This window comes from uncultured Reyranella sp. (genome assembly GCF_945957355.1).
Taxonomy (GTDB): Bacteria; Pseudomonadota; Alphaproteobacteria; order Reyranellales; family Reyranellaceae; genus Reyranella.
The window spans coordinates 151,658-177,280 of sequence record NZ_CAMFKM010000008.1 but is presented as its reverse complement, the minus strand read 5'-3'; the positions used below and the strand labels follow the sequence as shown (position 1 = coordinate 177,280).

General features: G+C 67.2%; 22 protein-coding genes. 10 read left to right on the top strand and 12 right to left on the bottom strand.

Annotated features, from left to right (window positions below):
• Positions 1 to 197: 197 nt before the first annotated feature.
• A complete protein-coding gene (locus Q0Q48_RS15355; RefSeq protein WP_295139320.1) occupies positions 198 to 1,190 on the top strand; it encodes a tripartite tricarboxylate transporter substrate binding protein in 993 nt (330 codons plus the stop codon).
• A 21-nt stretch (positions 1,191 to 1,211) separates the two neighbouring features.
• The gene (locus Q0Q48_RS15350) at positions 1,212 to 2,849 is read left to right on the top strand and encodes a thiamine pyrophosphate-dependent enzyme (protein WP_295139316.1); all 1,638 of its coding nucleotides are present in this window, start codon (positions 1,212 to 1,214) and stop codon (positions 2,847 to 2,849) included.
• On the opposite strand, the gene Q0Q48_RS15345 is transcribed toward Q0Q48_RS15350, so the two are convergent.
• Complete coding sequence (locus Q0Q48_RS15345; RefSeq protein ID WP_295139313.1) at positions 2,846 to 3,388, bottom strand: CYTH domain-containing protein; 543 nt, start codon at positions 3,386 to 3,388, stop codon at positions 2,846 to 2,848. The genes Q0Q48_RS15350 and Q0Q48_RS15345 overlap by 4 nt on opposite strands.
• A gap of 15 nt (positions 3,389 to 3,403) precedes the next feature.
• Here Q0Q48_RS15345 and Q0Q48_RS15340 point away from each other — a divergent pair, with 15 nt between their 5' ends.
• Positions 3,404 to 4,543, top strand: coding sequence for an alanine racemase (locus Q0Q48_RS15340; RefSeq protein WP_295139310.1), 1,140 nt, complete (start codon positions 3,404 to 3,406; stop codon positions 4,541 to 4,543).
• A 100-nt stretch (positions 4,544 to 4,643) separates the two neighbouring features.
• Here the strand turns inward: Q0Q48_RS15340 and Q0Q48_RS15335 are convergent, their stop codons facing one another.
• Positions 4,644 to 5,411: a glucose 1-dehydrogenase gene (locus tag Q0Q48_RS15335; RefSeq protein ID WP_295139308.1), complete on the bottom strand. Its 768-nt coding sequence runs from the start codon at positions 5,409 to 5,411 to the stop codon at positions 4,644 to 4,646.
• 62 nt (positions 5,412 to 5,473) lie between these two features.
• Here Q0Q48_RS15335 and Q0Q48_RS15330 point away from each other — a divergent pair, with 62 nt between their 5' ends.
• The 4 genes from Q0Q48_RS15330 to Q0Q48_RS15315 all read left to right on the top strand — a co-directional run bounded on the left by Q0Q48_RS15330 (position 5,474) and on the right by Q0Q48_RS15315 (position 8,881).
• Positions 5,474 to 6,235, top strand: a complete 762-nt coding sequence (locus Q0Q48_RS15330) for an SDR family oxidoreductase (RefSeq protein ID WP_295139306.1) — start codon at positions 5,474 to 5,476, stop codon at positions 6,233 to 6,235.
• A 50-nt stretch (positions 6,236 to 6,285) separates the two neighbouring features.
• Complete coding sequence (locus tag Q0Q48_RS15325) at positions 6,286 to 7,431, top strand: CynX/NimT family MFS transporter (RefSeq protein ID WP_295139303.1); 1,146 nt, start codon at positions 6,286 to 6,288, stop codon at positions 7,429 to 7,431.
• Positions 7,428 to 8,087 carry a DsbA family oxidoreductase gene (locus tag Q0Q48_RS15320; protein WP_295139300.1) on the top strand — a complete coding sequence of 220 codons (660 nt, stop codon included), beginning with the start codon at positions 7,428 to 7,430 and terminating at the stop codon, positions 8,085 to 8,087. The genes Q0Q48_RS15325 and Q0Q48_RS15320 overlap by 4 nt, the downstream gene beginning before the upstream one ends.
• A 134-nt stretch (positions 8,088 to 8,221) precedes the next feature.
• Positions 8,222 to 8,881 (top strand): TetR/AcrR family transcriptional regulator, encoded by a 660-nt coding sequence (locus tag Q0Q48_RS15315; RefSeq protein ID WP_295139297.1) that lies wholly within the window; start codon positions 8,222 to 8,224, stop codon positions 8,879 to 8,881.
• Here the strand turns inward: Q0Q48_RS15315 and mfd are convergent.
• Together mfd and Q0Q48_RS15305 are read right to left on the bottom strand one after the other, a co-directional pair.
• Positions 8,775 to 12,272: a transcription-repair coupling factor gene (gene mfd, locus Q0Q48_RS15310; protein WP_295139295.1), complete on the bottom strand. Its 3,498-nt coding sequence runs from the start codon at positions 12,270 to 12,272 to the stop codon at positions 8,775 to 8,777. The two genes, Q0Q48_RS15315 and mfd, sit on opposite strands and share 107 nt — an antisense overlap.
• Positions 12,272 to 12,541 (bottom strand): succinate dehydrogenase assembly factor 2, encoded by a 270-nt coding sequence (locus Q0Q48_RS15305; RefSeq protein WP_295139293.1) that lies wholly within the window; start codon positions 12,539 to 12,541, stop codon positions 12,272 to 12,274. The genes mfd and Q0Q48_RS15305 overlap by 1 nt, the downstream gene beginning before the upstream one ends.
• 85 nt (positions 12,542 to 12,626) lie before the next feature.
• Here Q0Q48_RS15305 and recG point away from each other — a divergent pair, with 85 nt between their 5' ends.
• Entirely contained in the window at positions 12,627 to 14,708 is a 2,082-nt protein-coding gene (recG, locus tag Q0Q48_RS15300) for an ATP-dependent DNA helicase RecG (RefSeq protein ID WP_295139290.1), read from the top strand.
• On the opposite strand, the gene Q0Q48_RS15295 is transcribed toward recG, so the two are convergent.
• The 8 genes from Q0Q48_RS15295 to Q0Q48_RS15260 all read right to left on the bottom strand — a co-directional run bounded on the left by Q0Q48_RS15295 (position 14,709) and on the right by Q0Q48_RS15260 (position 23,365).
• Positions 14,709 to 16,745, bottom strand: a complete 2,037-nt coding sequence (locus Q0Q48_RS15295; RefSeq protein WP_295139287.1) for a DUF4139 domain-containing protein — start codon at positions 16,743 to 16,745, stop codon at positions 14,709 to 14,711. It abuts the gene before it with no gap.
• A gap of 91 nt (positions 16,746 to 16,836) precedes the next feature.
• Positions 16,837 to 17,244: an iron-sulfur cluster assembly scaffold protein gene (locus Q0Q48_RS15290; protein WP_295139284.1), complete on the bottom strand. Its 408-nt coding sequence runs from the start codon at positions 17,242 to 17,244 to the stop codon at positions 16,837 to 16,839.
• Complete coding sequence (locus tag Q0Q48_RS15285) at positions 17,241 to 18,461, bottom strand: SufS family cysteine desulfurase (protein WP_295139281.1); 1,221 nt, start codon at positions 18,459 to 18,461, stop codon at positions 17,241 to 17,243. Before Q0Q48_RS15285 ends, Q0Q48_RS15290 begins: the two co-directional genes overlap by 4 nt.
• A complete protein-coding gene (locus tag Q0Q48_RS15280) occupies positions 18,458 to 20,122 on the bottom strand; it encodes a molybdopterin-binding/glycosyltransferase family 2 protein (protein WP_295139278.1) in 1,665 nt (554 codons plus the stop codon). The genes Q0Q48_RS15285 and Q0Q48_RS15280 overlap by 4 nt, the downstream gene beginning before the upstream one ends.
• Positions 20,119 to 20,847 carry an XdhC family protein gene (locus tag Q0Q48_RS15275; protein WP_295139276.1) on the bottom strand — a complete coding sequence of 243 codons (729 nt, stop codon included), beginning with the start codon at positions 20,845 to 20,847 and terminating at the stop codon, positions 20,119 to 20,121. The genes Q0Q48_RS15280 and Q0Q48_RS15275 overlap by 4 nt, the downstream gene beginning before the upstream one ends.
• Positions 20,848 to 20,851: 4 nt before the next feature.
• Positions 20,852 to 21,172, bottom strand: a complete 321-nt coding sequence (locus tag Q0Q48_RS15270) for an XdhC family protein (protein WP_295139273.1) — start codon at positions 21,170 to 21,172, stop codon at positions 20,852 to 20,854.
• 3 nt (positions 21,173 to 21,175) lie between these two features.
• A complete protein-coding gene (locus tag Q0Q48_RS15265) occupies positions 21,176 to 22,435 on the bottom strand; it encodes a VWA domain-containing protein (protein WP_295139269.1) in 1,260 nt (419 codons plus the stop codon).
• 6 nt (positions 22,436 to 22,441) lie between these two features.
• Positions 22,442 to 23,365 carry a MoxR family ATPase gene (locus Q0Q48_RS15260; protein WP_295139266.1) on the bottom strand — a complete coding sequence of 308 codons (924 nt, stop codon included), beginning with the start codon at positions 23,363 to 23,365 and terminating at the stop codon, positions 22,442 to 22,444.
• Positions 23,366 to 23,472: 107 nt separating this feature from the next.
• On the opposite strand from Q0Q48_RS15260, the gene Q0Q48_RS15255 reads away from it, so the two are divergent.
• The gene (locus tag Q0Q48_RS15255) at positions 23,473 to 24,216 is read left to right on the top strand and encodes an SDR family NAD(P)-dependent oxidoreductase (RefSeq protein ID WP_295139263.1); all 744 of its coding nucleotides are present in this window, start codon (positions 23,473 to 23,475) and stop codon (positions 24,214 to 24,216) included.
• Entirely contained in the window at positions 24,216 to 25,619 is a 1,404-nt protein-coding gene (locus Q0Q48_RS15250; RefSeq protein ID WP_295139260.1) for an amidase, read from the top strand. Before Q0Q48_RS15255 ends, Q0Q48_RS15250 begins: the two co-directional genes overlap by 1 nt.
• Positions 25,620 to 25,623 lie beyond the last annotated feature (4 nt).

Below are 25,623 nucleotides of genomic sequence, written 5' to 3'. Positions count from 1 at the left end.
GCGCAGACAGCCCCCAAAGCCATTTGCACTCCACAGGCGAAAGTACCCAACGGCGAGACTTTTCAGTCATTTGGAGGGCACTGGCAAGGCCAGCTGCGCCCAAATCCGGCCACAGTTCCCGAGATCTCGGCTTCAGCATCGACGACGCGCAGCGTTTTTGTCACTCTGCCTGCGTCAATCAAGGGAGGAAACCAATAATGACACTGAAGATGCGTCCCATCGGGCGCCGTTCCGTCGTGGGTGGAATCGCAGCCAGCACCCTCGCCGCCCCGGCGATCGTCTCGGCCCAAGGCACCTATCCCAACAAGACGGTGCGCTACATCAACCCGTTCCCGGCCGGTGGCGCGACCGACACGCTATCGCGCATGTTCTGCGCGAAGCTGACCGAGCTGAGCGGCCAGCAATGGATTGTCGAAAACAAGGGTGGTTCGGGCGGCAACGTCGGCATGGACGCTCTCGCCCAGTCGGCACCCGACGGCTACACGCTGGGCCTCGGCGGCATCGCCAGCCACGCCATCTCGCCCACGCTCTACGCCAAGCTGCCATTCAACGCGAAGACCGACTTCACCTTCATCTCGACGATCTGGCAGCTGCCCAACATGCTGGTGGTCAATCTGGACCTGCCGGTAAAGACCGTGCCCGAGCTGATCGAGCTGCTGCGCAAAAACCCGGGCAAATACTCCTACGGGTCCGCCGGGTCGGGCACGACGCTCCACCTCTCGGGCGAGCTCTTCAAGATCATGGCCAAGGTCGACATGGTCCATGTCCCCTATCGCGGCGCCGCTCCTGCCATGCAGGACCTGCTGGCCGGGCAGATCCACATGATCTTCGACAACATTCCCGGTGCGCTCGCGCAGTCGCGTCCCGGCAAGGTGCGGGCGCTCGGCGTCACTTCCGAGAAGCGCAGCCCTGTCGTGCCGGACGTACCGGCCATCGCGGAGACCCTGCCGGCCTTCGACATCAACTCGTGGACTACGCTGACCGGCCCTGCGAAGTTGCCGCCCGAGATCGTCGCGCGGCTGTCGGAACTGTCGAAGAAGGCGCTGGAGAGCGAGGACCTCAAGGCCAAGTTCTTCGACCAGGCCGCACTCGCCATCTGGCGTTCGCCGGCCGACACAGCGGCCTACCGCGATTCCGAGGAGGCCCGACTCGCGCCCATCATCAAGGCCTCGGGCGCGCGCGTCGACTGAGAGGCGTATAGACTGGAGCGCATGAAAACGCTCTCGACCGCCCAAACCGTCGTGTCGATGCTGGAAGTGAACGGCATCGACACCCTCTACTGTCTTCCAGGCGTCCAGAACGATCCGTTCTTCGATGCGCTCTACGACCGGACCAATGCCATCCGGCCGATCCATGCGCGCCACGAACAGGCCTGCGCCTACATGGCGCTCGGCCACGCAATGGCGACGGGCAAGCCCTCGGCCTATGTCGTGGTGCCCGGTCCCGGGTTCCTCAATACCACGGCGGCGCTGGCCACGGCCTACGCCGTGAACGCACCGGTGCTGGCGCTGACGGGCCAGATCCAGCAATCGATGATCGGCCGCAACGTCGGCCTGCTGCACGAGCTGCCCGACCAGCTCGCGATCATGCGCGGTCTCACCAAATGGGCCGACCGCATCCCCTCGCCCGCCGCCGCGCCGGGCCTGGTGAACGAGGCGTTCCGCCGCCTGCTCTCGGGTCGCCGCCGCCCCGTCGCGCTCGAATGCGCCATGGACACTTGGGCAAGGCGCGCGCCGGTCGAGCTGATCGGCAAGGCGGCCGCCGCCGATCCCTGTCCGGTCGACGAGGAGGCCGTCGAACGGGCGGCGAAGCTGCTGGGCGGCGCCGAACGGCCGATGATCGTGGTCGGCGGGGGTGCCCAGGGCGCAGGTGAATATGTGCAACGCATCGCCGAACTGCTCGATGCACCGGTGATGACCGGCCGCATGGGCCAGGGTGTGATCGACGGAAGACATCGCCTCTCGGTCACCGCACCTGCCGGCTACCGCTTCTGGGGCGAGGCCGACGTCGTGCTCGCCGTCGGCACCCGCCTGCAGCCGCAGCAGCAGAACTGGGGCCTCGACGACACGCTGAAGATCATCCGTATCGACGCCGACAGCGAGGAGCTCGACCGCCAGCGCAAGCCCGCGATCGGCATCGTGGGAGATGCTGCCGCGACGCTGAAGGTGCTTGCCGATCGACTGGCCGTGCACAACAGGAAACGCAGCGGCCGCGCCGAACAGGTTGCCGATATCAAGGTCGCCTCCAACGAGAAGATCCACGACCTGCTCGCACCGCAGATCGCCTATCTCGAAGCGATGCGCAAGGCGCTGCCCGAGGACGGCATTCTGGTCGATGAACTGACGCAGATGGGCTATGCGGCGCGCTTCGCCTGGCCGACCTACAGACCGCGCACCTTTCTGTCGCCTGGCTACCAGGGCACCCTGGGCTGGGGCTATGCCACCGCCCTCGGCGCCAAGATCGCCCGTCCCGACGCTGCGGTGCTGTCGATCAGCGGCGACGGGGGCTTCATGTTCACCGCGATGGAGATGGCGACCGCAGCCCAGCACGGGATCGGCGTCGTGGCCGTCGTGTTCAGTGACGGTGCCTTCGGCAATGTGCGCCGCATCCAGCAGCAGTCGTTCAACAATCGCACCATCGCCACGGAGCTGCGAAATCCCGACTTCGTGAAGCTGGCCGAGAGCTTCGGCATCGACGCCATACGTGTCGGCTCGCCGGACGAGCTGGGCAGCGCCATCGCGCGCGGCATCGCCAAGGGCGCGCCTCTCCTGATCGACTGCCCGGTCGGGCAATTCCCCGACCCATGGCCGCTGGTGACCCTGCCGCCGATCCGGCCACGGAAGGTCTAGACGATCCCGCCGTTCGCCCGGATGTCGGCGAGCAGCTTCGTCGCATGCACCTGATCGGCGATGCGCTTCGAGGTGAACCGCGGGTCGAGCGCTGGCGCAACCAGCAGGAGATGCGCCGCCAGGAAATCCGGCAGCGGCGGCGGCTCGGTCTCCTCTTCCGGCATCTCGACTTCGGCCATCGCGAAATAGGTCGAGCCGTCGTCGCGCTTGAAGAAGTCGACGTCCCAGTGATACCGGCCGTCGGTCCACGAGTAGCGGACTTTTACCAGCGTCTCCTTGCGCTGGGTCCACAGGCGCCCGAAGTCGACAGCGCTGAGACCTGTTTCGATCTCGACGACCTGTCCGTCGACCGTGCGCTTGTAGGTGAAGACGTGCGTGACCTCGCCCTGGCCTTCCAGTGAGCGGATCCGTAGTCCTGGTGCATCGAGATAGGCCTGGCGCAGCAGGTGGCGGGCCACGCCTGGCCTGCGGGAGACTTCCTCCTCCAGGTTATTGGCTTCCTCGTTCAGGACAAATTTGCGTTCGTTCTCGATGGGCATGCTAGAATCGTCGTTATGGCTACACAGACAATCGACGACCTGCCGACGCCCGCCCTCATTCTCGACCGGGCGATCCTGCGCCGCAACCTCAAGCGCATGAGCGAGCGCCTGCGTAACGCGGGTGTCATGCTGCGCCCCCACCTCAAGACCGCGAAGTCGGTCGAGATCGGCCGCATGGCCGTCGAGGGCCATGATGGGCGGATCACTGTCTCGACCTTGGCGGAGGCCCGGTATTTCGCTGACGGCGGGTTCAAGGACATCTTGTATGGGGTCGGTATCATACCGTCAAAACTGGGCGCTGTGACGGAGCTGCGCCGGCGCGCCGTCAGTCTGCGCGTCGTCACCGACAATCTCGCCGTGGCCCGGGCCCTCGCGGCGGCGGCGAAGGACGGCGACACCTTCTCGGTATTTATCGAGATCGACAGCGGCGGCGGGCGTGCGGGTCTTCCCTATCCGGCCCTGCCCGGCCTGCTCGACATCGCCCGCGTCCTGCACGAGGCGCCGGGCGTCGATCTCGCCGGCGTGATGACCCATGCCGGCCACTCCTATCATCAGAGCACGCCTGACGGCATCGCGGCCGTCGCCGAGCAGGAACGTCTCGCCATCGTGACCGCCGCCGAGAAGCTGCGGGCGGCCGGCATTCCCTGCCCCATCGTTTCGGGCGGCTCGACGCCGACGGCGATGCATTCGCGCGACTTCACGGGGATCACCGAGATGCGGCCGGGCGTCTATGTCTTCAACGATCTCGACCAGGAATATATCGGCTCCTGCGGCGCAGGAGACATCGCGCTGTCGGTGCTGGCCTCGGTGATCGGCCACTATCCCCATCGCAACCAGTTGCTGGTCGATGCCGGCGCGCTGGCGCTCTCCAAGGATATCAGCGCCCAGGAATTCCAGCCCAAGGTCGGCTACGGCACCATCGCCGATCCGCCCGCTTCCGGCATGGCCGTGATCGAATGCTCGCAGGAACACGGCTTCGTCGCGGCTGACGATCCGTTGCCCTACGGCAACCTGCCCGTCGGCGCACGCGTCCGCATCCTGCCCAACCACGCCTGCATCACCGCCGCCGCCTATGACCGCTACTACGTCGTCGACAGCGACCTCGACGGCGGCAAGTCGGTCGTCGACGTCTACGACCGCATCAACGGGTGGTGAGCATCTATGTCATCCTGAGTGAAGCGAAGGATCGCACATCAGCCAGGGAGTCCGTCGGTCGCCCCGTCAGGTCCTTCGCTTCGCTCAGGACGACAAATCGTTAAAGCGAATTCACCGTGTGGCCGCCGTCGACGGTGATGATGCTGCCCGTCATGAACGCGCCCGCTTCCGACGCGAGCAGCAGCAGCGCGCCGTCGAGATGTTCGGGCTGGCCGATGCGTCGCTGCGGGATGCGGTCGATCAGGCGCTGGCCGCCGGGCGTCTTCCAGAAATCGCTGTTCATCTCGGTCTCGATATAGCCTGGGCAGATCGCGTTGACCCGGATCTGGTGGCGTGCCCACTCCATGGCGAGCGCGCGCGTGAGATGGATGAGTCCCGCTTTCGAGGCATTGTAGGGCGCCACCTGACCGATCGTGCGCAGGCCCAGGATCGAAGCGATGTTGACGATTGAGCCCGGCCGCTTTGCCGAAACCCAGCGCTTGCCGGCGGTCTGCGTCATCAGCCAGGCGCCGCGCAGATTGGTGTCGACGACGGCATCCCAGTCGGCCTCTGGCATGTCGAGCGCCGGCTTCACGATCGAGATGCCGGCGTTGTTGACGAGGATGTCCAGGGGGCCAAGCGCGGCCTCGACCTTGTCATAGGCCGCCGCGATCGACTCCGCCGATTGCACGTCGAGATCGACGGCCACCGCCCTGGCACCTGCCTGCTGCAGTTCCGTCTGCAGGGAGGCAAGCCGGTCGGCACGTCGCGCCGCGATCGCAACCGAAGCGCCCGCTTCCGCGAGTGTGCGAGCGAAGTGAACGCCGAGACCCGACGAGGCACCGGTCACCAGGGCCACTTTGCCGCTAAGGTCGAATCGCTTGGACATGGCGGATGCTCCACTGTTTCATGCCGGCCTTATAGGCGAGCGACCCGTTCGGAGGAAACAGTATGGACCTCGGTCTCAAAGGCAAGCGCGTGATGGTGACCGGCGGCACCAAGAGCATCGGCCGCGCCATCGTCGACACCTTCCTGGCCGAAGGCGCAGTCGTGGCCTTCTGCGCCCGCGATGCGGCTCTGGTGAAGGAGCGCGAGGCGGAATGGCGCTCCAGGCAGGGCCACGCCATCGGCACCGCGCTCGACGTCACGGACATCAGCGCGCTCAAGGCGTGGATCGACGGGTTCGCGGCCGACGGTGGAATCGACCATTTCGTCGCCAATGTCAGTGCGCTCGGCACCGACAACACGGTCGAGGGCTGGCGGAAGGCCATCGAGATCGACCTCGTCGCCACGGTCAACGCCGTGCTGAACGTGCGCCCGCACCTCGAGGTGCGCGGCCAGGGCGCCACGCTCACCATCATCGGTAGCACATCGCTGGTCGAGGTCGCCGGCCCGACCCAGCCCTATCGCTCCGTGAAGGCGGCGCTCGTGCCAATGATCAAGTCGATGGCGATCGAGCTGGCGCCCAAGGGCGTCCGCGCCAACATGGTCTCGCCGGGCACGATCCTCGAAGACGGCAACACCTGGGGTCGTCAGCGCGACGCTGGCACCGAACGCTACAAGCGCTCGCTGGCGCGCAACCCCATGGGCCGGATGGGCACGCCGCAGGAAGTGGCCAGCGCCGTCGTGTTCCTCGCCGGCACACCGGCCTCGTTCATCACCGGCATCAACATGGTGGTCGACGGCGCCATCACCGCTCGGGTGCAGTACTGACTCCTTCCCGTACGCCGTGGCCGCTGGCCGGGCTGTTGGTCGCGGCCGGCATGGTCGCGGCCTTCCAGGTCGGCAAGGCTCCGCCGGCCCTGCCCTCGATCCGCGAGGACCTCGGCGCCACCCTCGAACAGGCCGGCTGGCTGCTGTCGGTTATCAACCTGATGACGGCGCTGGGCGGAATGGCGATCGCGCTGACCGCGGATCGCGTCGGCCATCGGCGGTTGGCGATCTTCGGCACGCTGCTGGCCGGGGCGGCGAGCTGCGCCGGCGCCTTCGCCCCAAACGTCGAGTCGCTGCTGGTCGGCCGCATCTTCGAAGGGCTTGGCTTCATAACCGTCGTCGTCGCCGTACCGACCTTGTTGCTTCGCCTCACGCGGCCCGCCGACCAGCGCCTCGCCATGGCGGTCTGGAGCACGTACATGCCAGCCGGTTCGAGCACCATGATGGTGATCGCTGCGATCGTTCTCCCCGGCACGTCGTGGCGTACCGTGTGGCTGGTCGCCGCCGGCGCGGCTGCGATGATGGCGGCCGCGCTGCTGCTGCGAGCCGTTCCACGACACGAACTCGACCCCTTGCCGGTCGCCCGTCGCCCTGTACTGGCCGAAATGCGGGAAGTCGCCACCAGCGGCGGCCCGCTGGCCATCGCGCTCTGCTTCGGCACCTATGCCTGCTGCTGGTTTGCCATCATCGGCTTCCTGCCGACCTTGCTCATCGAACGGCTGGGCTACTCTACCTCGACGGCCGCGATCGTGACCGCCGCAGTCGCCATCCTGAACGTCACCGGCAATCTGACGGCCGGCTGGCTGCTGCACCGCCGCGTGCCGCGGGTCACGGTGATCGTCGGCGCCACTCTGTCGATGAGCCTGTGCGCCGCCGGCATCTTCGTGAGCGGCGTGCCGGACCTCCTGAGGCTGGCGCTGGCCGGCCTCTACTCGGCGGTGATCGGCGTCGTGCCGGGCGCCTTGTTCACTGCCATTCCCATTCATGCGCCACGCCGCGAGTTGGCCGGCGCCTCGACCGGGCTCCTGATGCAGGGCTCCAATATCGGCGGGCTGCTGGGGCCGCCGATTACCGGCGCGCTGGTGGCGTGGGGTGGCTGGCCCAGCGCCGCCTGGCTGACGACGCTGGCGCTGACCGTTTCGGCGGCGGCCGGCCTCTTCCTGCACTGGCTGGAAAGGCATAAGCTCAGACCATGATCTACGTCGACATCGTCTCCGATACGATCTGCCCTTGGTGCTATATCGGCAAGCGCCGCTTCGAGCGCGCGCTGGCGCAGAGCGGCCGTACCGACGTCGCGGTCGCTTGGCGCCCCTTCCAGCTCAATCCCGACATGCCGGCCGAGGGCATGACGCGTGACGACTATGTCCGCGCTAAGTTCGGTGGCGGCGACCGGCCGCGCCAGATCTACCAGGCGATTGCCGAGAGCGGCCGCGAGGCCGGGATCGACTTCCAGTTCTCGCGCATCAAGCGCACGCCGAACACCGTGTTGTCGCATCGGCTCGTCCACTGGAGCGCCCGGAGCGAGCGTCAGGACGAGGTTGTGGGCGAACTGTTCAAGGCCTATTTCGAGGAGGGTCTGGACATTGGCGACGTCGATACGCTGGTCGAAGTCGCCGTCCGTGCTGGCATCGAGGAAGATCCCGCCCGCCGATTCCTGGCGGGTGACGAAGGCCGCCAGGAGGTCGTCGCTTCCGACGTCTACGCCCGCCGCCTCGGCATCAATGGCGTGCCCTGTTTCATCGTGAACCGCAAATACGCCGTCTCGGGCGCGCAGCCGCCGCCAGCCTTCGTCGAGGTCTTCAACCTCGCCGAACGCGACGCCGCGACGAGCGCCGCGCAGTCTACCGTCTAATCTGCCGGGAGCGCGTCACTCCAGTGGCGCGTCTTCGCTTTGAGCGCCGCCTTGATCGCGCCACTGGAGTGGCGCGCCCCCAACTCATGACCATTTATATGTCGACTACCATATGATATGATGATCAACATATCATGTCTATCAGCGCCACCCGAAAGGCAGCCATTCGGGCCGAGATCGTCGAGCATGCCGCCCGGCTGTTCCGGCTGCGCGGCCATGCCGGGACCAATATCGACGACATCATGCTGGCGGCCGGCCTGACCCGCGGCGCCTTCTATGCACATTTCACCTCGAAGGATGCCCTGTTCGCCGAGATCGTGCGCATGGGACATGGGCTGATGCCCCGGCTGCGCGCAGCCGAGAGACCCGGCCCTGTGCTGGATGCGTATCTCGACCGCGAGGCGCTGGCAGCAAACGCCCAGGGTTGCACCCTCGCCGCCCTCGCCGGCGACGTGGCGCGGTCGCCTCTGGCGGCGCGGCTGGCCTATGCCAATGTGCTCCACGGGGTGATCGCCGAGCTGGCGCGCGGAAAGAAGCGCGCGCTGGATGCCGACGCGACCGCCGTGGCGATCCTGACGGTCGGCGCCGTCATGCTGGCCCGCGCGTCGGGAGATACACGGCTCAGCGACTGGCTGCTGCGCTGCGCCCGGCGCGCTTCCAAGGCGCTGATGAAGCCGAAGAAGACGCCTAAGCAGCGAGCTTCGCCAAAGAAGAAACGATCGACGTCACGCCCGAAAGCCGCTGCCGCTCTTCCTTCCAGACCCTCTGCACGATCACGCGGTGGTCGGGCCTGAGCTTCACCAGCGGCGCGTTCTTCTGGATCCAGCCGATCAGGCGCTCGGGCTTCTCGAACTTGTTGTCGTGGAAGCTGAAAACGACGGCCTTCTCGCCGGCGTCGATCTTCTCGACCTGGGCGGCACGGCACAGCAGCTTGAGCGCCACGGTGTTCAGCAGGAACTCCGCCTCTGCCGGCATGCGGCCGAACCGGTCGACCAGCTCGGCGGCGAAAGAATCGATCTCGGTCTGGCTGGTGAGGCCGCCCAGGCGCCGGTAGAGCCCCATGCGCACCGAGAGATCGGGCACGTATTCCTCGGGGATCAGCACCGGGATGCCGAGATTGATCTGCGGCGACCATTCCGACTTTTCAGCTTCCTGCGAGCGCCCGCGCGCGGCCGCGACCGCCTCCTCCAGGAGCTGCTGGTAGAGTTCGATGCCGACCTCGCGGATATGGCCCGACTGCTCGTCGCCCAGGAGATTGCCGGCGCCGCGGATGTCGAGATCGTGGCTCGCGAGCTGGAAACCCGCGCCCAGCGTGTCGAGCGTCTGCATGACCTCGAGCCGCTTGGCCGCTGTCTCGTTCAGCGCCCGGCCCGGCGGCACCGTTAGATAGGCATAGGCGCGAGTCTTGCCGCGACCGACCCGGCCGCGCAGCTGGTAGAGCTGCGCCAGGCCAAACATGTCGGCGCGATGGATGATCATCGTGTTGGCGTTGCGGATGTCGAGGCCGCTTTCCACGATGTTGGTGGACAGCAGCACGTCGAACTTGCCCTCGACAAAGTCCTGCATCGTGTTCTCGATCGTGGTCGGCGACAGCTTGCCGTGCGCCATGCCGAGCCGGATCTCCGGTACCAGCTCGCGGATTTCTGCCGCGACAGACGCCAGGTCCTCGACCCTCGGGCAGACATAGAAGGTCTGCCCGCCGCGGAACTGTTCGCGCAGCAGTGCCTCGCGGATGGTGACGCCGTCGAACGGCGTAATGAAGGTGCGCACGGCCAGGCGATCGACCGGCGGCGTGGCGATCAGGCTCATGTCACGCACGCCCGTCAGGGCGAGCTGCAGGGTGCGGGGGATCGGCGTCGCGGTCAGCGTCAGCACATGGACATCGGCGCGCAGCTCCTTCAGCCGCTCCTTATGGGCGACCCCGAAATGCTGCTCCTCGTCGACGATCAGCAGGCCGAGATCCTTGAACTCGATGCCCTTGGCCAGCAGCGCATGCGTGCCGCAGATGATGTTGATGGTGCCGTCCTTCAGGCCCTCCTTGGTGGCCTTGGCCTCCTTGGGGGGCACGAGGCGCGACAGGCGGCCGATGTTGAGCGGCATGCCGTGGAAGCGCTCGACGAAGGTGCGGTGATGCTGGCGGGCAAGCAAGGTCGTCGGACCGATCACCGCCACCTGCTTGCCCGACATGGCAGCGACGAAAGCGGCGCGCAGCGCCACCTCGGTCTTGCCGAAGCCGACATCGCCACAAATCAGCCGGTCCATCGGCTTGCCGGACGACAGATCGTCCATGACGTCGGAGATCGCCTGCAACTGGTCGTCCGTCTCGGCGTAGGGGAAGCGCGCGCAGAACTCCTCGTAGAGACCTTCGGGTGGGCTGATGGTCTCGCCCTTGCGAACTGCACGCTCGGCCGCGATCTGGATCAGCCGGTCGGCCATGTCGGCGATTCGCTGCTTGAGCTTCGCCTTGCGCGACTGCCAGGCCACGCCACCCAGCCGGTCGAGGACGGCCCCCTCTTCGCCCGCTCCGTAGCGGCTCAACACGTCGATGTTCTCGACCGGGACGAAGAGCTTGTCGCCGCCGTCGTAGGTGAGGCGCAGGCAGTCGTGGCGCGCGTGATGGATCTCGAGGGTCACCAGGCCCTCGTAGCGCCCGACGCCATGCTCGCGATGGACCACGAGGTCGCCGTCGCTCAGTGCCGACGCCTCGGCGATGAACCGTTCCGACGGGCGCCGCTTCTTGGCTGGCCGCGACAGGCGGTCGCCGAGAATGTCCTCCTCGCCGATCACCTCCAGCCCGTCGAGCACGAAACCATGCTCCAGCGGCCAGATGACGACGGCGACGACGCCGGCCGGCAGGGCCTGCACCATCGCGAAGTCGGCGGCGAGCACCGGTGTGGTGGCGCCATGCTCCTGCAGCAAGTGTTGCAGTCGGGTGGTCGATCCGTCGGTGTAGCCGGCGACGACGATGCGGCGGCCGGCTTCATTGGCCGCCTTCACATGCTCGGCCACCTTGTCGAAAAGGTTGACGCCCTGTGCCGTGCGCGCTTGCGCGAAGCCTTCGTGGCGGCGGCCGCCGAGGTCGATCGTGTTGACCGCGCCGGGCGCCGAATCGAAGGTTGAGAACTGCGCTACAGTGCGGCCATCCAGCAGCCGATCCCATTCCGAGGGCCTGAGGTAGAGCCGGTCAGGCGGCAGTGGCTTGTAGTCCGCGCCGCCGGTCATGCCGCCCTTGGCTCCGGTCTTCTGGCGGGCGTCGTAATAGTCGGCGATCAGCTCGTAGCGCGCGGTGAAGGCTTCAGCCGCTTCCTGGTCGGCGGTCACTAGCGCGCCGGGGCAATAGTCGAGCAGCGTTTCCATATGGTCGTGGAACAGCGGCAGCCAGTGCTCGACACCGACATGGCGCTGACCCGCCGAGACGGATTCGTAGAGCAGGTCCTCGCCCGAGACATTGCCGAACAGCTCGCGATAGCCGCTGCGGAAACGCTCGATGCTCTCGGGCGTCAGCAGGACTTCGCTGACCGGTAGCAACACGACCTCGTCGCGATTGCCGGTCGACCGCTGGCTCATCGGATCGAAGGAGCGGATGGACTCCAGCGTGTCGCCGAACAGGTCGAGGCGCAGCGGCTCTTTGGTGCCCGGCGGGAAGAGATCGAACAGGCCGCCTCGCACAGCGAACTCGCCCGGCTCCATCACCGTTTCGGCGCGGCCGTAGCCGTTCTCGCCCAGGAACCGGGTGAGCCAGTCCACGTCGACCGTCTGGCCCTTGCGCAGGATCGTGGCCGCCTCGGTGTAGAGCTTGCGCGGCGGCACGCGCTGCAGGGCGGCGCCCACGGACGCCAGGATGATCCGTGCCGGTGCGCCGGGATTCTTTGGCGCGGCCAGCCGGCTCAGCGTCTCCAGCCGCTCGGCCACGATGTCGGGGTGCGGCGACATGCGGTCATAGGGCAGGCAATCCCAGGCCGGGAAGACCAGCACCTCGCGGTCGGGGCTGAAGAAGCGCAGCCCGTCCTGCAGGCGCTCCAGCCGTTGCCCGTCGCGTGCCACGTGCAGAATGTCTGCCCCGCCGGTCGCCCGCGCCAGTTCGGCTAGGATCAGCGCATCAGCCCCCTCAGGGAGGCCTGCGATGGTCCATTTGACGGCCTTGCGGGGAATTGCGGCGAGTGAACTGGCGAACGGCAGAGCCACTAGAACCTCACGCGAAACGCCAGCAGCTTGCGAACCACGGGCGAGTCCTGGTCGGCCGGGACTTCCGCCTTGCCGGACACCCAGTCGTAGATGTCGTTGTCGCCAACCGCGAGCAGGCGCTCATAGTCGTCGAGTTCAGCGGCACCGAATTCACCCAGATGGGCGCGAGCGAATTGCCCAAGGAGGATGTCGTTCTCCTTGTTGCCGCGATAGGTGCTGCGGTAGAGCAAACGCTTCCGGCGCGTCTCCAGATCCGTGTCGGTACTCATGTTTTCCCCAGGCCCGGAACAAAAAGGGGCGTAGCATATAGGCGGCGGCGATGGCGAAGTCACGCAGCCCCTGATCAAACCAACCATGCGCCCGCAAGCCCTCACGCCCCTCTTCGCCCACGTCACGTCGCTGCCCGGAATCGGTCCGCGGCTGGGCACGCTTGTGGAAAAACTGGCGGGCCCGCTGGTCGTCGACCTTCTGTGGCATCTGCCCTCTGGGGTGATCGATCGACGTAACGCGCCCGAGGTCGCCCAGGCGCGCAGCGGCGAGGTCGCCACGCTCACCGTCATCGTCGACGAACACATCGTCCCGCACAGCCCGCGCCAGCCCTACAAGGTCTGGTGCAGCGACGAGACCGGTCGGCTCTGCCTCACCTACTTCAACGGCCGCGAGGACTATCTCAAGAAGCTTCTGCCGCCCGGCGAGACGCGCGTGATCAGCGGCAAGGTCGAGATCTACCAGGGCGAGGTGCAGATGACGCACCCCGAGCATGTCGTGCCGCTCGAGGAGCGCGACTCCATCCTGCGGGTCGAGCCGGTCTACGGCCTGACGGCCGGTCTCACCCAGAAGCCGGTGCAGAAGGCCATCGCCGCCGCCGTCGAGCGCGCGCCTGGCCTCACCGAATGGCAGGACGCGGCCTTCCACAAGAAGCAGGGGTGGAGCGATTGGAAGACCGCCCTCGCCCGCGCACATGCGCCCGAGGAGCTGGGCGATCTTTCGCCCGCGCGCCCTGCCCGTGCCCGCCTCGCCTTCGACGAGCTGCTTGCGAGCCAGCTCGCCATCGCGCTGGTGCGCCATCACAACCGCACGCTGGCGGGACACTCGACGAAGGGCGACGGCCGCCTGCGCAAGGCCGCCCTGGCCTCGCTGGGCTTCGAGCTGACGGCCAGTCAGACTCAGGCCATCGCCGAGATCGCTGACGACCTCGGTAAAGAGGAGCGCATGGTGCGGCTGCTACAGGGCGATGTCGGCAGCGGCAAGACGCTGGTGGCGCTGCTTGCCATGCTGATCTGCGTCGAGGCGGGCGCGCAGGCCGCCATGATGGCGCCCACCGAGCTGCTGGCGCGGCAGCATTTCGCGACCATCGCGCCGCTCGCCGAAGCCGCAGGCGTGAAGGTCGCCCTGCTGACCGGCCGCGACGGCCAGCGCGCGAAGAAGCAGACCTTGCAGGGCCTGGCCGACGGTACGATCCAGCTCGTGGTCGGCACGCATGCGCTGGTGCAGGAGGATGTCGAGTTCGCCGACCTCGCCATGGCGGTCGTCGACGAGCAGCACCGGTTCGGCGTGCATCAGCGCATGGCGCTGTCTTCCAAGGGACACGCCGTCGACCTGCTCGTCATGACGGCGACGCCGATCCCGCGCACCCTGATGCTGGCGGCTTATGGCGATCTCGACGTCTCGAAGCTCACGGAGAAGCCCAAAGGTCGGCAGCCGATCGACACGCGGGCATTGCCGTTGGAGCGTATCGGCGAAGTCGCCCAGGGCATTGGCCGCCAGATCGCGAATGGCGCACGCATCTATTGGGTCTGCCCGCTAATCGAGGAATCAGAGGAGATCGATCTCGCCAACGTGACCGAGCGCTTCCAGCTGTTGAGCGACCGATTCCCCGGCAAGGTCGGCTTGCTGCATGGCCGGCTGAAGAGCGCCGAGCGCGAGGCCACGATGGCCGCCTTCGCCGACGGGCGCTTGTCCGTCCTGGTCGCGACGACCGTGATCGAGGTCGGCGTCGACGTCCCCGCGGCGACGGTGATGGTAATCGAACATGCCGAGCGCTTTGGTCTGGCCCAGCTCCACCAGCTGCGTGGCCGGGTCGGTCGCGGCAGCGCCAAGTCGACCTGTCTGCTGCTCTACGCCTTGCCGCTCGGCGAAACGGCCAAAGCGCGGATCGCGATCATGCGCGAGACGGAGGACGGCTTCCGCATCGCCGAGGAAGATCTGAAACTGCGCGGCGCCGGCGAGCTTCTGGGCACCCGCCAGAGCGGCCTGCCCGACATGCGCTTGGCGGACCTTTCGATCCACAACGAGCTGCTGGAGGCTGCCCGCGACGATGCGCGGCTGGTAATCGCCCGCGATCCCGACCTGCAGACCGAGCGCGGCCAAGCCCTCCGTGCGCTCCTCTACCTGTTCCGCCGCGATGATGCGGTCAGGACGCTGCGCGCGGGCTGATCAGCCAAGCTGACTCACATACGTCCGCAACGCGTTGCGAGCCGCCTCGACCTCCTTGTCGGCATCCGCGCGGCGCTTGGCGAGCGCTTCGAGGTTGGTTTCCTGCTTGTCCAGCGTCGCTAGATAGCGCCGCTGGAGATCGCTGTTGGCCGGCACCCGCGCCAGGTTCTCACGCAGCCGCGCCTGCTCCTGCACGATCGCCTGCCGCTCTGCATCGACCTGCGCCACCTTGCGCTGGACGTCCGCGGCTGCCTGCTGGAGCTGCAGCACGCGGGTCAGCGCCTCGCGCGTCTTGGCGTCGAACTCACGGGCCTGAGCATAGACGCGGATCTGCTCGGCGGCGCTCTCGACCAGCCGGATCTCCTGCTGCTGCGTCTGTTCCTGCACCACCTCGAAGGTCTGCGTCTGGTCGCCGCCGGGAAGCTGGAACGGGATGCGGTAGTTGCCCTCGCTCAGCTCGACATCCTTCGACTCGGGCTTGGTCAGGGTCCAGCCCGGCAGTCGGCGCTGGACGACGATGAGCTGCCGCGGCTCCTTGGCCGGGCCGCGCACGCGATAGACCGTCGTCTGCCGCACGACCCGCGACAGGCGCAGCGCGCCGTTGGCGATCGTGCCCGAGGCCACGCGATCGGTCTGCGCAACATCGCGCTCGATGATGACCTTCTCGTCGAGCGCATAGGCCAGCAGGCGCGTCTCGCCGACCGGGAAGCCCGAGAGGCGCGCGTCGCCGACATAGGAGACGTAGCCGCCCCTGTCGCGCTCATAGAGGGTGATGATGCCCGGCGGCAGACCCGATTCGCCGTCGTTGGTCAGGCGGATCGCGGCCAGCGGATTACGCGCGGCGGTGTCGGCCTGGTAGAGCGCGAGCCGCGCCGCGGGCACCTGGCGGTCGACGATCGGGATCGAAAGTGTGCGGCCGTTCTCGACGCTGACGGCGCGCGGGAACTTGAAGATCACTTGTGTGGCAGCGTCGCTCGCCTCGATCTGCTCGGCGGCGGCGGCCATCTCGGCCGGCGGCGCCGGAGGCGGTGGCGGCGGTGCCATCGCGCCGACCGACCGCTCCTGCTGCGCACGATAAGGCGCAGATGCAGGCATCGGCAGCGAAGACTTGGCGCGCTGCTGATCGGCGGCGACGCCGCCGCGATCGATGCCGGGCATCAGTCGGCCGGCGATCTCGACCGGCACTTCGGGGCGCGTCACGTAATAGGCGTTGTAGAGCGCTTGGTGAAAGGCGACCGGCCGGCCGGACACGAGCGTCAGATCGACGTCCTTCCAGTCCTGCCCGCTCATGTTCTCGACGATGGCCCAGCCCTGCAGGCCCGAGCGCGCCGCGGCGGGATCCGCACCCAGAGTGAGCCGGTAGGAGGCCTTCCAGACCGGCGCCTCGACGATGTAGGCGACGCGCACGGTGCGCTTGCCCTGCCCGCGCATGGTGAGGTCGATGGTGCGGGCGTCCTTGGCACGGTTGCCCTGGATGGCGACCAGCGCCTGCCCCACCTTGTCGCGAAGGGCAGCATCGGCGAATTGCAGGTTCTCGGCCTCCTCCAGGATGAACTGCTGCAGCCCGCGGTCGGTGTAGAGCGTGACCCGCGTCCGCTTCACCATGCCCTTGTTGTCGGGCAGCGCGATGCTGTCCTCCTCGACCGACACGATGCGGCCGGAGATCGAGCGGCTGCCGCCCACGGTGACCTGCGCGCCCTTCAGCGTCTGCAGCAGCTCGGCTGGTGAGCCCAGCGAGTTCTGGTCGAACGGCAGGTCCTTGAACGCCTGCGCCAGCGGCTCGCGGCCCGGAAGGCTGAGTCCGCCCACCCCGCCCTTGTCGTCATAGACGACGAGGCTCTTCAGCACGTCGTCCACCTGGCCGAGCGACACGGTGAGCTTCAGCGTGGCGTCGCCATCGACACTCGCCTCGTATTCGAAATAGCCGAGGCCGCCGGACGACAGCATGACCCGCTTCAGCGAGAGGTCCTGGGCGAAGGCGAAACTCGGGAACGCAATCAGGCCCAGCAGGGCCACGACGTTCATCAAAAGGCGCATGGTCTCTCCCGGACGTTGCCCATGCACCGTGCACAGCGACTGTGACGCAAGCGCGGCAGTGGCGAGACGAAAGTACGAGTGCGCTAGGTGTTTACGAAAGCGCGTCCTTCAGGGCTTCCAACGGCAGAAGTACGCACTCTTGGCGCGACTTGTGCGCAGCCACGGGCGCGAAGGCGTCGAATGGCTCATGCGTCTCGCCCGGTTCACGGCCGAGCGCGCGTTCGGCGTCGTGGCGCAGTTCGGCGATGCCGGCGGCGTTGCGACCGACGGCGACCGACGACAGCGCCGAGGCCGAGGCCTGGCACAGGAGACACCCGCGCACCTGGTGGCCGATCTCGGCAATGCGCCCTTCCCCGTCGAGCTTCACGTCGAGGATCACGCGATCACCGCACAGCGGGTTGTCGCGTCGCGCTGTTTTGGTCGGGTTCTCGAGCTTGCCAGCGCCCGTCTTGGCCTTGGCGAGTGCGACGATGCGCTCCTGATAGAGCTGGTCGCTCATCGCAGGGTCTTCGCGGCGTGCGCGACTCCGGCCAGCAGTGCATCGATGTCGCTATTGTCGTTGTACGGCGCCATCGAGACGCGTGTCGTGCCGTCGAGATCGAACCGGTCCATCAGCGGCTGAGCGCAATGATGGCCGGCGCGCACCGCCACGCCGAACGAATCGAGAGTCTGCGCCACGTCGTGCGGATGGACGCCCTCCAGCATGAAGGACACGACCGGATAGCGGTTCTGCAGGCTGGCCGGGCCGAAGAGCTGCGCACCCTCGATCTTCTGCAAGCCATCCATCAGGCGCTGCACCAGTCCCATTTCGTGATCGTGCGCCCCCGACCAGTCGAGGGCCTGCATCCAGGCGCAGGCGGCGCCGAGGCCGATGGCCGGACCGATGGCTGGCGTCCCCGCCTCGAAGCGGCGCGGCGGTGGCGCCCAGGTCGTTTCGGCCAGGGTCACCCGGCCAATCATCGAGCCGCCCCCCATGAACGGCGGCATCGCCTCCATAAGTTCCGACCGGCCCCACAGGGCGCCGATGCCATTGGGCCCGTAGGCCTTGTGACCGGCGAAGGCGTAGAAATCGATGCCGAGCGACGGCAGGTCGAGCGGTCCGTGCGGCGCCCGTTGTGCGCCGTCGAGCATCACCTTCGCGCCGACGGCCCGAGCCGCGTCCACGACCGCCCGCACGTCGAGCAGCGCCCCCGTCACGTTCGAGACGTGCGCCAGCGACACGAGCTTGGTCTTGGGCGTCAGCAGGCGCGGCAATGCAGAAAGATCGATTCGGCCGTCGGTCGTGACCGGCAGCATGTCGAGCTCGACGCCCGAGCGCGAACGCAGCAGTTGCCACGGCACGATGTTGGAATGATGCTCGAGTTCCGACAGCAGGATGCGGTCGCCGGGCTTCAGCAGTGAGCCATAGGAGAAGGCGACGAGGTTGATGGCCGCCGTGCAGCCACCGGTGAAGATGACCTCCATGGTCGACACGCCGAGGAAGGTCGCCACCTGCGCACGCGCAGTCTCGTAGGCCTCGGTGGCACGTTCAGCCAGACGATGGACGCCGCGCAGCACGTTGGCGCGGCCGGTCGTCTCGTAGCGACGCACCGCATCCATGACGGCAAGCGGCGTCTGCGCCGAGGCGCCATTGTCGAGATAGTGGACGGGCAACCCGTCGATGATCTCGGAGAGGATCGGGAACTGGCCGCGGACGGCGGCAACGTCGAAGCTCATGGTTGGTTCTCTTCGCGGGAGCGCGCCCGCCAGGCGGCCAGCGCTTCGGGCGTGTCGATGTCGGTGATCGCCGCTTCGCCCGTCATTTCGACCTCGCAGACCAGATCGGCATGCTCACCGATCAGGTGCTTGGCGCCGCTGTCGCCGGAAAGGTTCGTCATCTCGGCAAAGAAGCGGCGTGCCCACAGGACGGGATTGCCGCGCTTGCCGCCGACGGTCGGCACGCAGATCGAACGTCCTTCGACGGGACTGAAGGCCGCCATCAGGCGGTTGAGCAGCGGCGCCCCGACGCCCGGCATGTCACCGAGTTGGACGATGGCCGCATCCACGTTGCTGCCCAGCTCTCCGATACCGGTCCGAACCGAGGTGCTGAGCCCGTCGGCAAAATCGGGATTGGTGACGAAGCGCACCCTCGCCTTCGGCGGCAGCGCCTTCTCGATCACGGGTCGGATCTCGCCGGCCATATGGCCCAGCACGACGACGACCTCGACCGCCTGCGAGGTCAGCGCTGCCTTCACCGCATGGACCACGAGGGGCGCGCCGTCCGCCTCAGCCAGGAGCTTGTTCGGACCGCCCATGCGGGTCGAACGGCCAGCGGCCAGCACCAGTACCGCAACGCGAGGCGCCTGCTGAGGACCCGCGTCTTCGGCCTCGGTCTCGTCGCGCGGCTGCGGACGGCTGGGGATTTCCGCCAACAATCCACCTGATCCCATGCGCACGATCTCGGCACGGCCGACCGGCAGGCGCGCGGCCAGCCGCTCCAGCACCATGTCGAAACCGTTGTACTTCGGCGACTTGGCGCAGCCCGGCAGGCCCAGCACCGGTTTGCCGTCCAGCTCCGCCGTGAGCAGCAGGTTGCCCGGATCGACCGGCATGCCGAAATGGATGACCGTGCCGCCTGCCGCTTCTATGCCGGCTGGCACCACATCGTGGCGATCGACGATCGCCGAGGCTCCGGCGATCAGGAACAGGTCGCAGCCCTCTGACTTCAGCTCGGCCAGCGCAGTGGCGATCGCCTGGGCGTCGTGAGCGACACGGCGCTCGCCGTTCAGAATGCTGCCGAGAGACGTCAGGCGCTTGGTCGTCGTGCCGACCGCCTTGTCGAGGACCTTGTCCCGCGTGCCCGGCAGCTTCGTCTGGACGAGGCCGGCGCGCATCGCCTGGAATGGCGCCACGGAGATCATCGGCCGGTTCGCCTCCTTGGCGACCGCGACTGCTCGTGCGACCGCGGCGCGTGGTGCGCCATAGGGAATGATCTTCACCGTCGCCACCATCTGGCGCGGTTCGACCCTCGCGAAAGGCGGCAAGGTGGCGACCGTCACCGACTCGTCCAACTCGTTCAGCGCGTCGATCCGCTCCCGGTCGAGCACGGCGAGCCCGGCCTCGCGGGCGAAGTGATTGCAGCGGCCGGTGAAGGGCGCGGTGACATCGATCCCTTCGCCCGCAAGCGCGTGCGCCACCGTCGCGGCCGCTTCGTCCTCGTGCATGTCGTCGGCATCGAGGCGCGCGGCCACGACCGTCGAAACGCCGGCTTCTTTCAGGCGCGCGATATCCTCGTCCGAGAGGACGCGGCCCTTGGAGAAGTTGATCCCGTCAGCACGCCGGCTGTGCGCCAGGATGGCGCCCGCGGCTTCGTCGACCGGTGTCTCGCCGAATCTCACGCCGCGGCGACCTTCGGCGCCGAGAGCGCTTCGAGGCGGCGTGCCCGCACCTCGATGATCTGGCCCAGGATGGAGACGGCGATTTCCGCCGGCGACTTGGCGCCGATGTTGAGGCCCACCGGCCCATGGACACGCGCGAACATCTCCTCGGTGATGCCGACTTCGGCCAGCCGCTCCTTGCGCTTGGCGTGGGTGCGCCGGCTGCCCAGTGCACCGATGTAGAAGACGTTGGATTTCAGCGCCGACTCGAGCGCCGGATCGTCGAGCTTGGGATCATGGGTCAGGGTCACGACGGCAGTCGAGCTGTCGAGCCCCATGGCCTGAAATGCCTCGTCGGCCCAGTCCTGGATGACCTTCACGCCGGGGAAGCGCTGGGTCGTGGCCCAGGCGCCGCGCGGATCGACGACCGTGACGTCGAATTCCAGCATGGCCGCCATCGGCGCCAGCGACTGCGCGATGTGCACGGCGCCGACGATGATCAGCCGCGGCGGAGGCACGTAGACGTTGAGGAAGATCTTGGCGCCGCCAATCTCGACGGTCTCGCTCTTGCCGATATCCATGGCGCGCTGGGCGGCCGCAACGATCTCGGCGTCGCCCGCCAGCTCGCCTTTGGCATCGTCGCGATAGACCAGCGCTTCGGCCGCATCGCCGAGGCGGGTAGCGAGCGTGACGGCCCGCCGCTTGGTGCGCGCATCCTGGAGGGCGGCGAGGGTTTCGGTTTTCATCTGATCAGTTCACCTTCTCGACGAACACCTGGACCTTGCCGCCGCAGGCCAGACCGACGTCCCAGGCCTGCTCGTCGGTGACGCCGAAATCGAGCAGGCGTGGCTTGCCGTCCTTGATAGCGTCCAGCGCCTCCTTGACGACCGCGCCCTCGATGCAGCCGCCGGACACCGACCCCACCATGTTGCCGGCATCGTCGACACCGAGCTGGCTGCCCACGGGGCGCGGCGAGGATCCCCAGGTGACGATGACGGTGGCGATAGCGACGCCCTTGCCCCCGGCCTTCCACTTGCCGACCTGATCGAGAACTTCCAGCGCATCGCTCATGGTCTACTCCTTGCGAAGTTCGGTCTGCCAACCCGCGAGCCGCTTGTCGGCCCCGGCGGTACGGGCGCCCAGCGCCGCGATCAGGCCGGACAGGCTCTCCAGGTTGTGGACGGGCCTGAATTCGTCGACATGCGGCAGCATGGCCTTGTTCCCCTGAGATTTGGGCTCGTAGCCGCCGTACCGCAAGAGTGGGTTCAGCCAGATCATGCGTGAGCAGGACTTATGCAGGCGTTCCATTTCCTCATCCAACCCGCTCGCACCTTCGCGATCGAGCCCGTCTGTGATAAGGAGAACCACCGCGCCCTGCCCCAGCACGCGGCGTGACCACTTGTTGTTGAACTCGTGCAGCGCCTGCCCGATGCGCGTGCCGCCCGACCAGTCCTCGACCTGCGAGGAAGCCTTCTGCAAGGCAATATCGACGTCGCGGTTGCGCAGGGCGCGCGTCACGTTCGACAGGCGCGTGCCGAAGGTGAAGCAGTAGACGCGATCCCGGTCGTTGGTGATGGCGTGCATGAAATGCAGGAACATGCGCGTATAGCGGGCCATCGAGCCTGAGATGTCGCACAGGATGACGAGCGGCGGCGGGCGGCGGCGCGGTTCGCGGCGGGCCAGCTCCGTCAGCCCCTCCGGCCGCATCGCGCGGCGCAGTGAGGCGCGGAAATCAATGCGCGGCCCGCGCCGCGCCGACTGGTAGCGGCGGGTGCGCCGCTCCGGCACCGGCAGGCGCAGACGCGAGATCGCCCGCAGGGCTTCGTCGATCTCTGTCTGGGACATCTGCTCGAAATCCCGGGTCTGCAGCACTTCTCGGTCGGACACGGTGAAGGTCGCCTCCACCTCGACTTCCGGCGGCTCTTCCGACTGCTCCGGCGCCTCTCCCTGCCCGGGCTGCAGTGCTTCCTGGAGACGGCGGCTGAGCTGCTTGCCCTTGTCCTGCTCGGCCGGCACGCCGATCTGCGGCAGCAGCATGTCCATCATCTTCTCGAGCAGGCGCGGATTGCGCCAGTAGACGTGGAATGCCTGGTCAAAGATCTCCCGCTGGTCGCGGCGGTTCACGAACACCGAATGCAGCGTCCAATAGAAGTCATCACGGTTCCGCAGGCCGGCCGCCTCCACCGCCTCGATGGCGCGCAGGATCTGCCCCGGCCCAACCCGCAGCCCCGCCGTGCGCAAGGTCCGCGCGAAATGCACGATGTTGGTCGCAAGCTTGCCGTCACGCGGCTCGCGTCCCGGAAGCCCGGCCGGCGGATCGGGCAGCGTATCCATAGCCGCTCAGCCCAGCGGCTGAGCGGCTATGTCGGACTTTACCTTGCGCAGGATCTCGGCCGCTTCCGAGCCCTGCAGGCGCTGGATGTCGTCCTGGTACTTGAGCAGCACACCCAACGTGTCGTTGATCGTCCGCGGGTCGAGATCGAGCACGTCGAGTTCCGACAGGGCCGTCGACCAGTCGATCGACTCGGCGACGCCCGGCGCTTTGAACAGGTCGAGCTTGCGCAGTTCCTGGACGAAGCCCACGACCTGGCGCGACAGACGCTCGCTCGCTCCCGGCGCCTTGACCTTCAGGATTTCGAGTTCGCGCTTGAGGTCCGGATAGTCGACCCAGTGATAGAAGCAGCGTCGCTTCAGCGCATCGTGGATTTCGCGCGTGCGGTTGGACGTGATGATGACGATCGGCCGCTCCGCCGCCTTCACCGTACCGAGTTCGGGGATCGTCACCTGGAAATCCGACAGGACTTCGAGCAGGTACGCCTCGAACGGCTCGTCGGTACGGTCGAGCTCGTCGATCAGCAGGATCGGCGCGCCGTCGACATGCGGCTGCAGCGCCTCGAGCAGCGGACGGCGGATCAGGAACTTCTCGTCGAAAATATCGGCCGCGAGTTCACCGCGGTTGTGCACGCCCTGTGCTTCGGCGAGACGGATCTCGATCATCTGGCGGGCGTAGTTCCATTCGTACACCGCCGACGCGACGTCGAGGCCCTCATAGCATTGCAGCCGGATCAGCGGCCGCTTCAGGGTTTCGGACAGGACCTTGGCGATCTCGGTTTTGCCGACTCCCGCCTCGCCTTCGCAGAATAGCGGACGGCCCAGCTTGAGGGCGAGATAGAGGACCGTGGCGAGGCTGCGGTCGGCGATGTAGTCGCCGCCCTTCAGCAGCTCAACGGTGGCGTCAATGGACGCCGGAATGGGCGAAGGCATGAAACTCCCGCTAAAACTCGAGGCACCGAAGCGCTCAGTGTAGCGGATGCCCCGGCGCGCCGATATGCTGGGAATTGTACGATAATTCAATGATTTGGGAGAAAGACATGGAACCCGAACCGTTCCGGGGCCGGACCGCGATCGTCACCGGTGGCGCGCGGGGCATAGGCCTCGCCTGCGCCGCGAAGATCACCCAGGGCGGCGGACGGGTCGCCTTGTGGGACCGCGATCCCGAGCGCGCGAAGCAGTCCGCCGCGACCCTGAAGGGTGCGGTGGCCATCGCCGTCGACGTGACCAGCGAGGCGGACGTCGCCCGGGCGCTCGCCGAGACCGAGAAGTTGCTCGCACCGCCGGACATCCTGGTCGCCAGCGCCGGTATCACCGGCCCCAATACGACCGTTGCCAAGTATCCCGTCGATGCCTGGCGTCAGGTGATCGACATCAACCTGACGGGTGTCTTCCTCTGCAACCGGGCGGTGGTCGACGGCATGGTGCAGCGCGGCTGGGGCCGCATCGTCAACATCGCCTCGGTGGCCGGCAAGGAGGGCAATCCCAATGCCTCGGCCTATTCCGCCTCCAAGGCCGCCGTCATCGGCCTCACCAAGTCGCTCGGCAAGGAACTTGCTACGACAGGCGTGCTGGTGAACTGCGTCGCGCCGGCGGTGGTGAAGACGGAACTGTTCAGCCAGATGACCGAGCAACACATCAACTACATGCTGTCCAAGATCCCAATGAACCGCTTCGGCGAAGTCGGGGAAGTGGCCGAGATGGTCGCCTGGCTCGCCTCCTCCCATTGCACCTTCGCGACGGGTGCGGTTTTCGATCTCTCTGGTGGACGGGCTACCTACTGATGTCTCTGCATGAACTCACCTTGACCGAACTCGCGGCTGGTCTCGCGGCCAAACGCTTCTCATCCCGCGAGATCGTCGACTCCCTGCTTGCGCGCATCGAGAAGGCCGACGGCAAACTGCACGCCTTCACCGAGGTCTATGGGAAGGAAGCTCGCGCGATCGCCGACGGCGCCGACGCCGCCCGCGCCTCGGGATTTCCGCTGCCACGCCTGCACGGGCTGCCTGTCGCCTACAAGGATCTCTGCGACATCGCCGGCCGCATAGGCACCGCCGGCTCCAAGATGTGGGAGAAGCGCGTCGCCACCGAGACCTCCAATACCGTGGAGCGCCTGACCGCGGCCGGCATGATCCCGCTCGGCAAGCTGCACATGGTCGAATTTGCCTTCGGCGGCTGGGGCACCAACCCGCTGATGGGCACGCCGTGGAACCCCTGGGACCTCGAAACCCACCGCACACCCGGCGGCTCGTCGAGCGGCACCGGCGTCGCCGTCGCGGCGCGGCTGACGCCCGCGGGCATCGGCAGCGATACCGGCGGCTCGGTGCGCATCCCCTGCGCCTTCAACGGGCTGGTCGGCCTCAAGGTCACGTTCGGTCGCATCAGCCTGCATGGCACGATGCTGTTGTCGTGGACGCTGGACTCTATCGGTCCAATGGCGCGCTCGGTCGAGGATTGCGCCCTCATGCTCAACGCGCTGGCGGGCCCCGATCCGCGCGATCCCACGACTCTCGGCCAGCCGCTCGAGGACTTCACCGCTTCGACCAAGGGCGCCTCGATCAAGGGCATGCGCATCGCCCTGCCGGATGCCTCCTCGTTGCCCGCGTGCCATGCCGACGTGATCCAAGCCTGGCAGGCGTCTGCCCAGAAGCTGGAAGAACTGGGTGCCATCGTCGAGCCGGTGAAGATCCCCGAATGGTACTTCAATCTCGGCGTCGGCGCGGGCTCGATCTCGGCCTCGGAACTGTGGTCCCTCCACCGCGGCTGGATCGAGGACATGAACCAGCCGATCGGTGCCGGCGTGCGTGGCCGCGCGATGGCCGCCAAGGGCTTCGCGCCTGCGCTCTATGCCGAAGAGCTTCGCCGCATGGGTGAGCGCCGTGCGGCGTTCAACGCCTGGATGGCCCCCTACGACGCGCTGCTGACGCCGGCGCTGGCCTCGGGGGCGATCCCGGTCACCGAGGTCGACGAGACCTCGCCCGCCATCTCGCTGATGACCCGCCCCGGCAACTATCTCGGCCTGTGCGGCCTCTCGCTGCCCAGTGGCTTCTCGAACGGCCTGCCGATCGGCATCCAGCTCCTCGGCAAGCCCTACGCCGAGGGCACGGTGCTCAGGATCGGAAAGGCGCTGCAGGACGCAACCGATTTCCACAAGCGGACGCCGGACCTGTCGCCGCTGGGTCTGTAGGGGT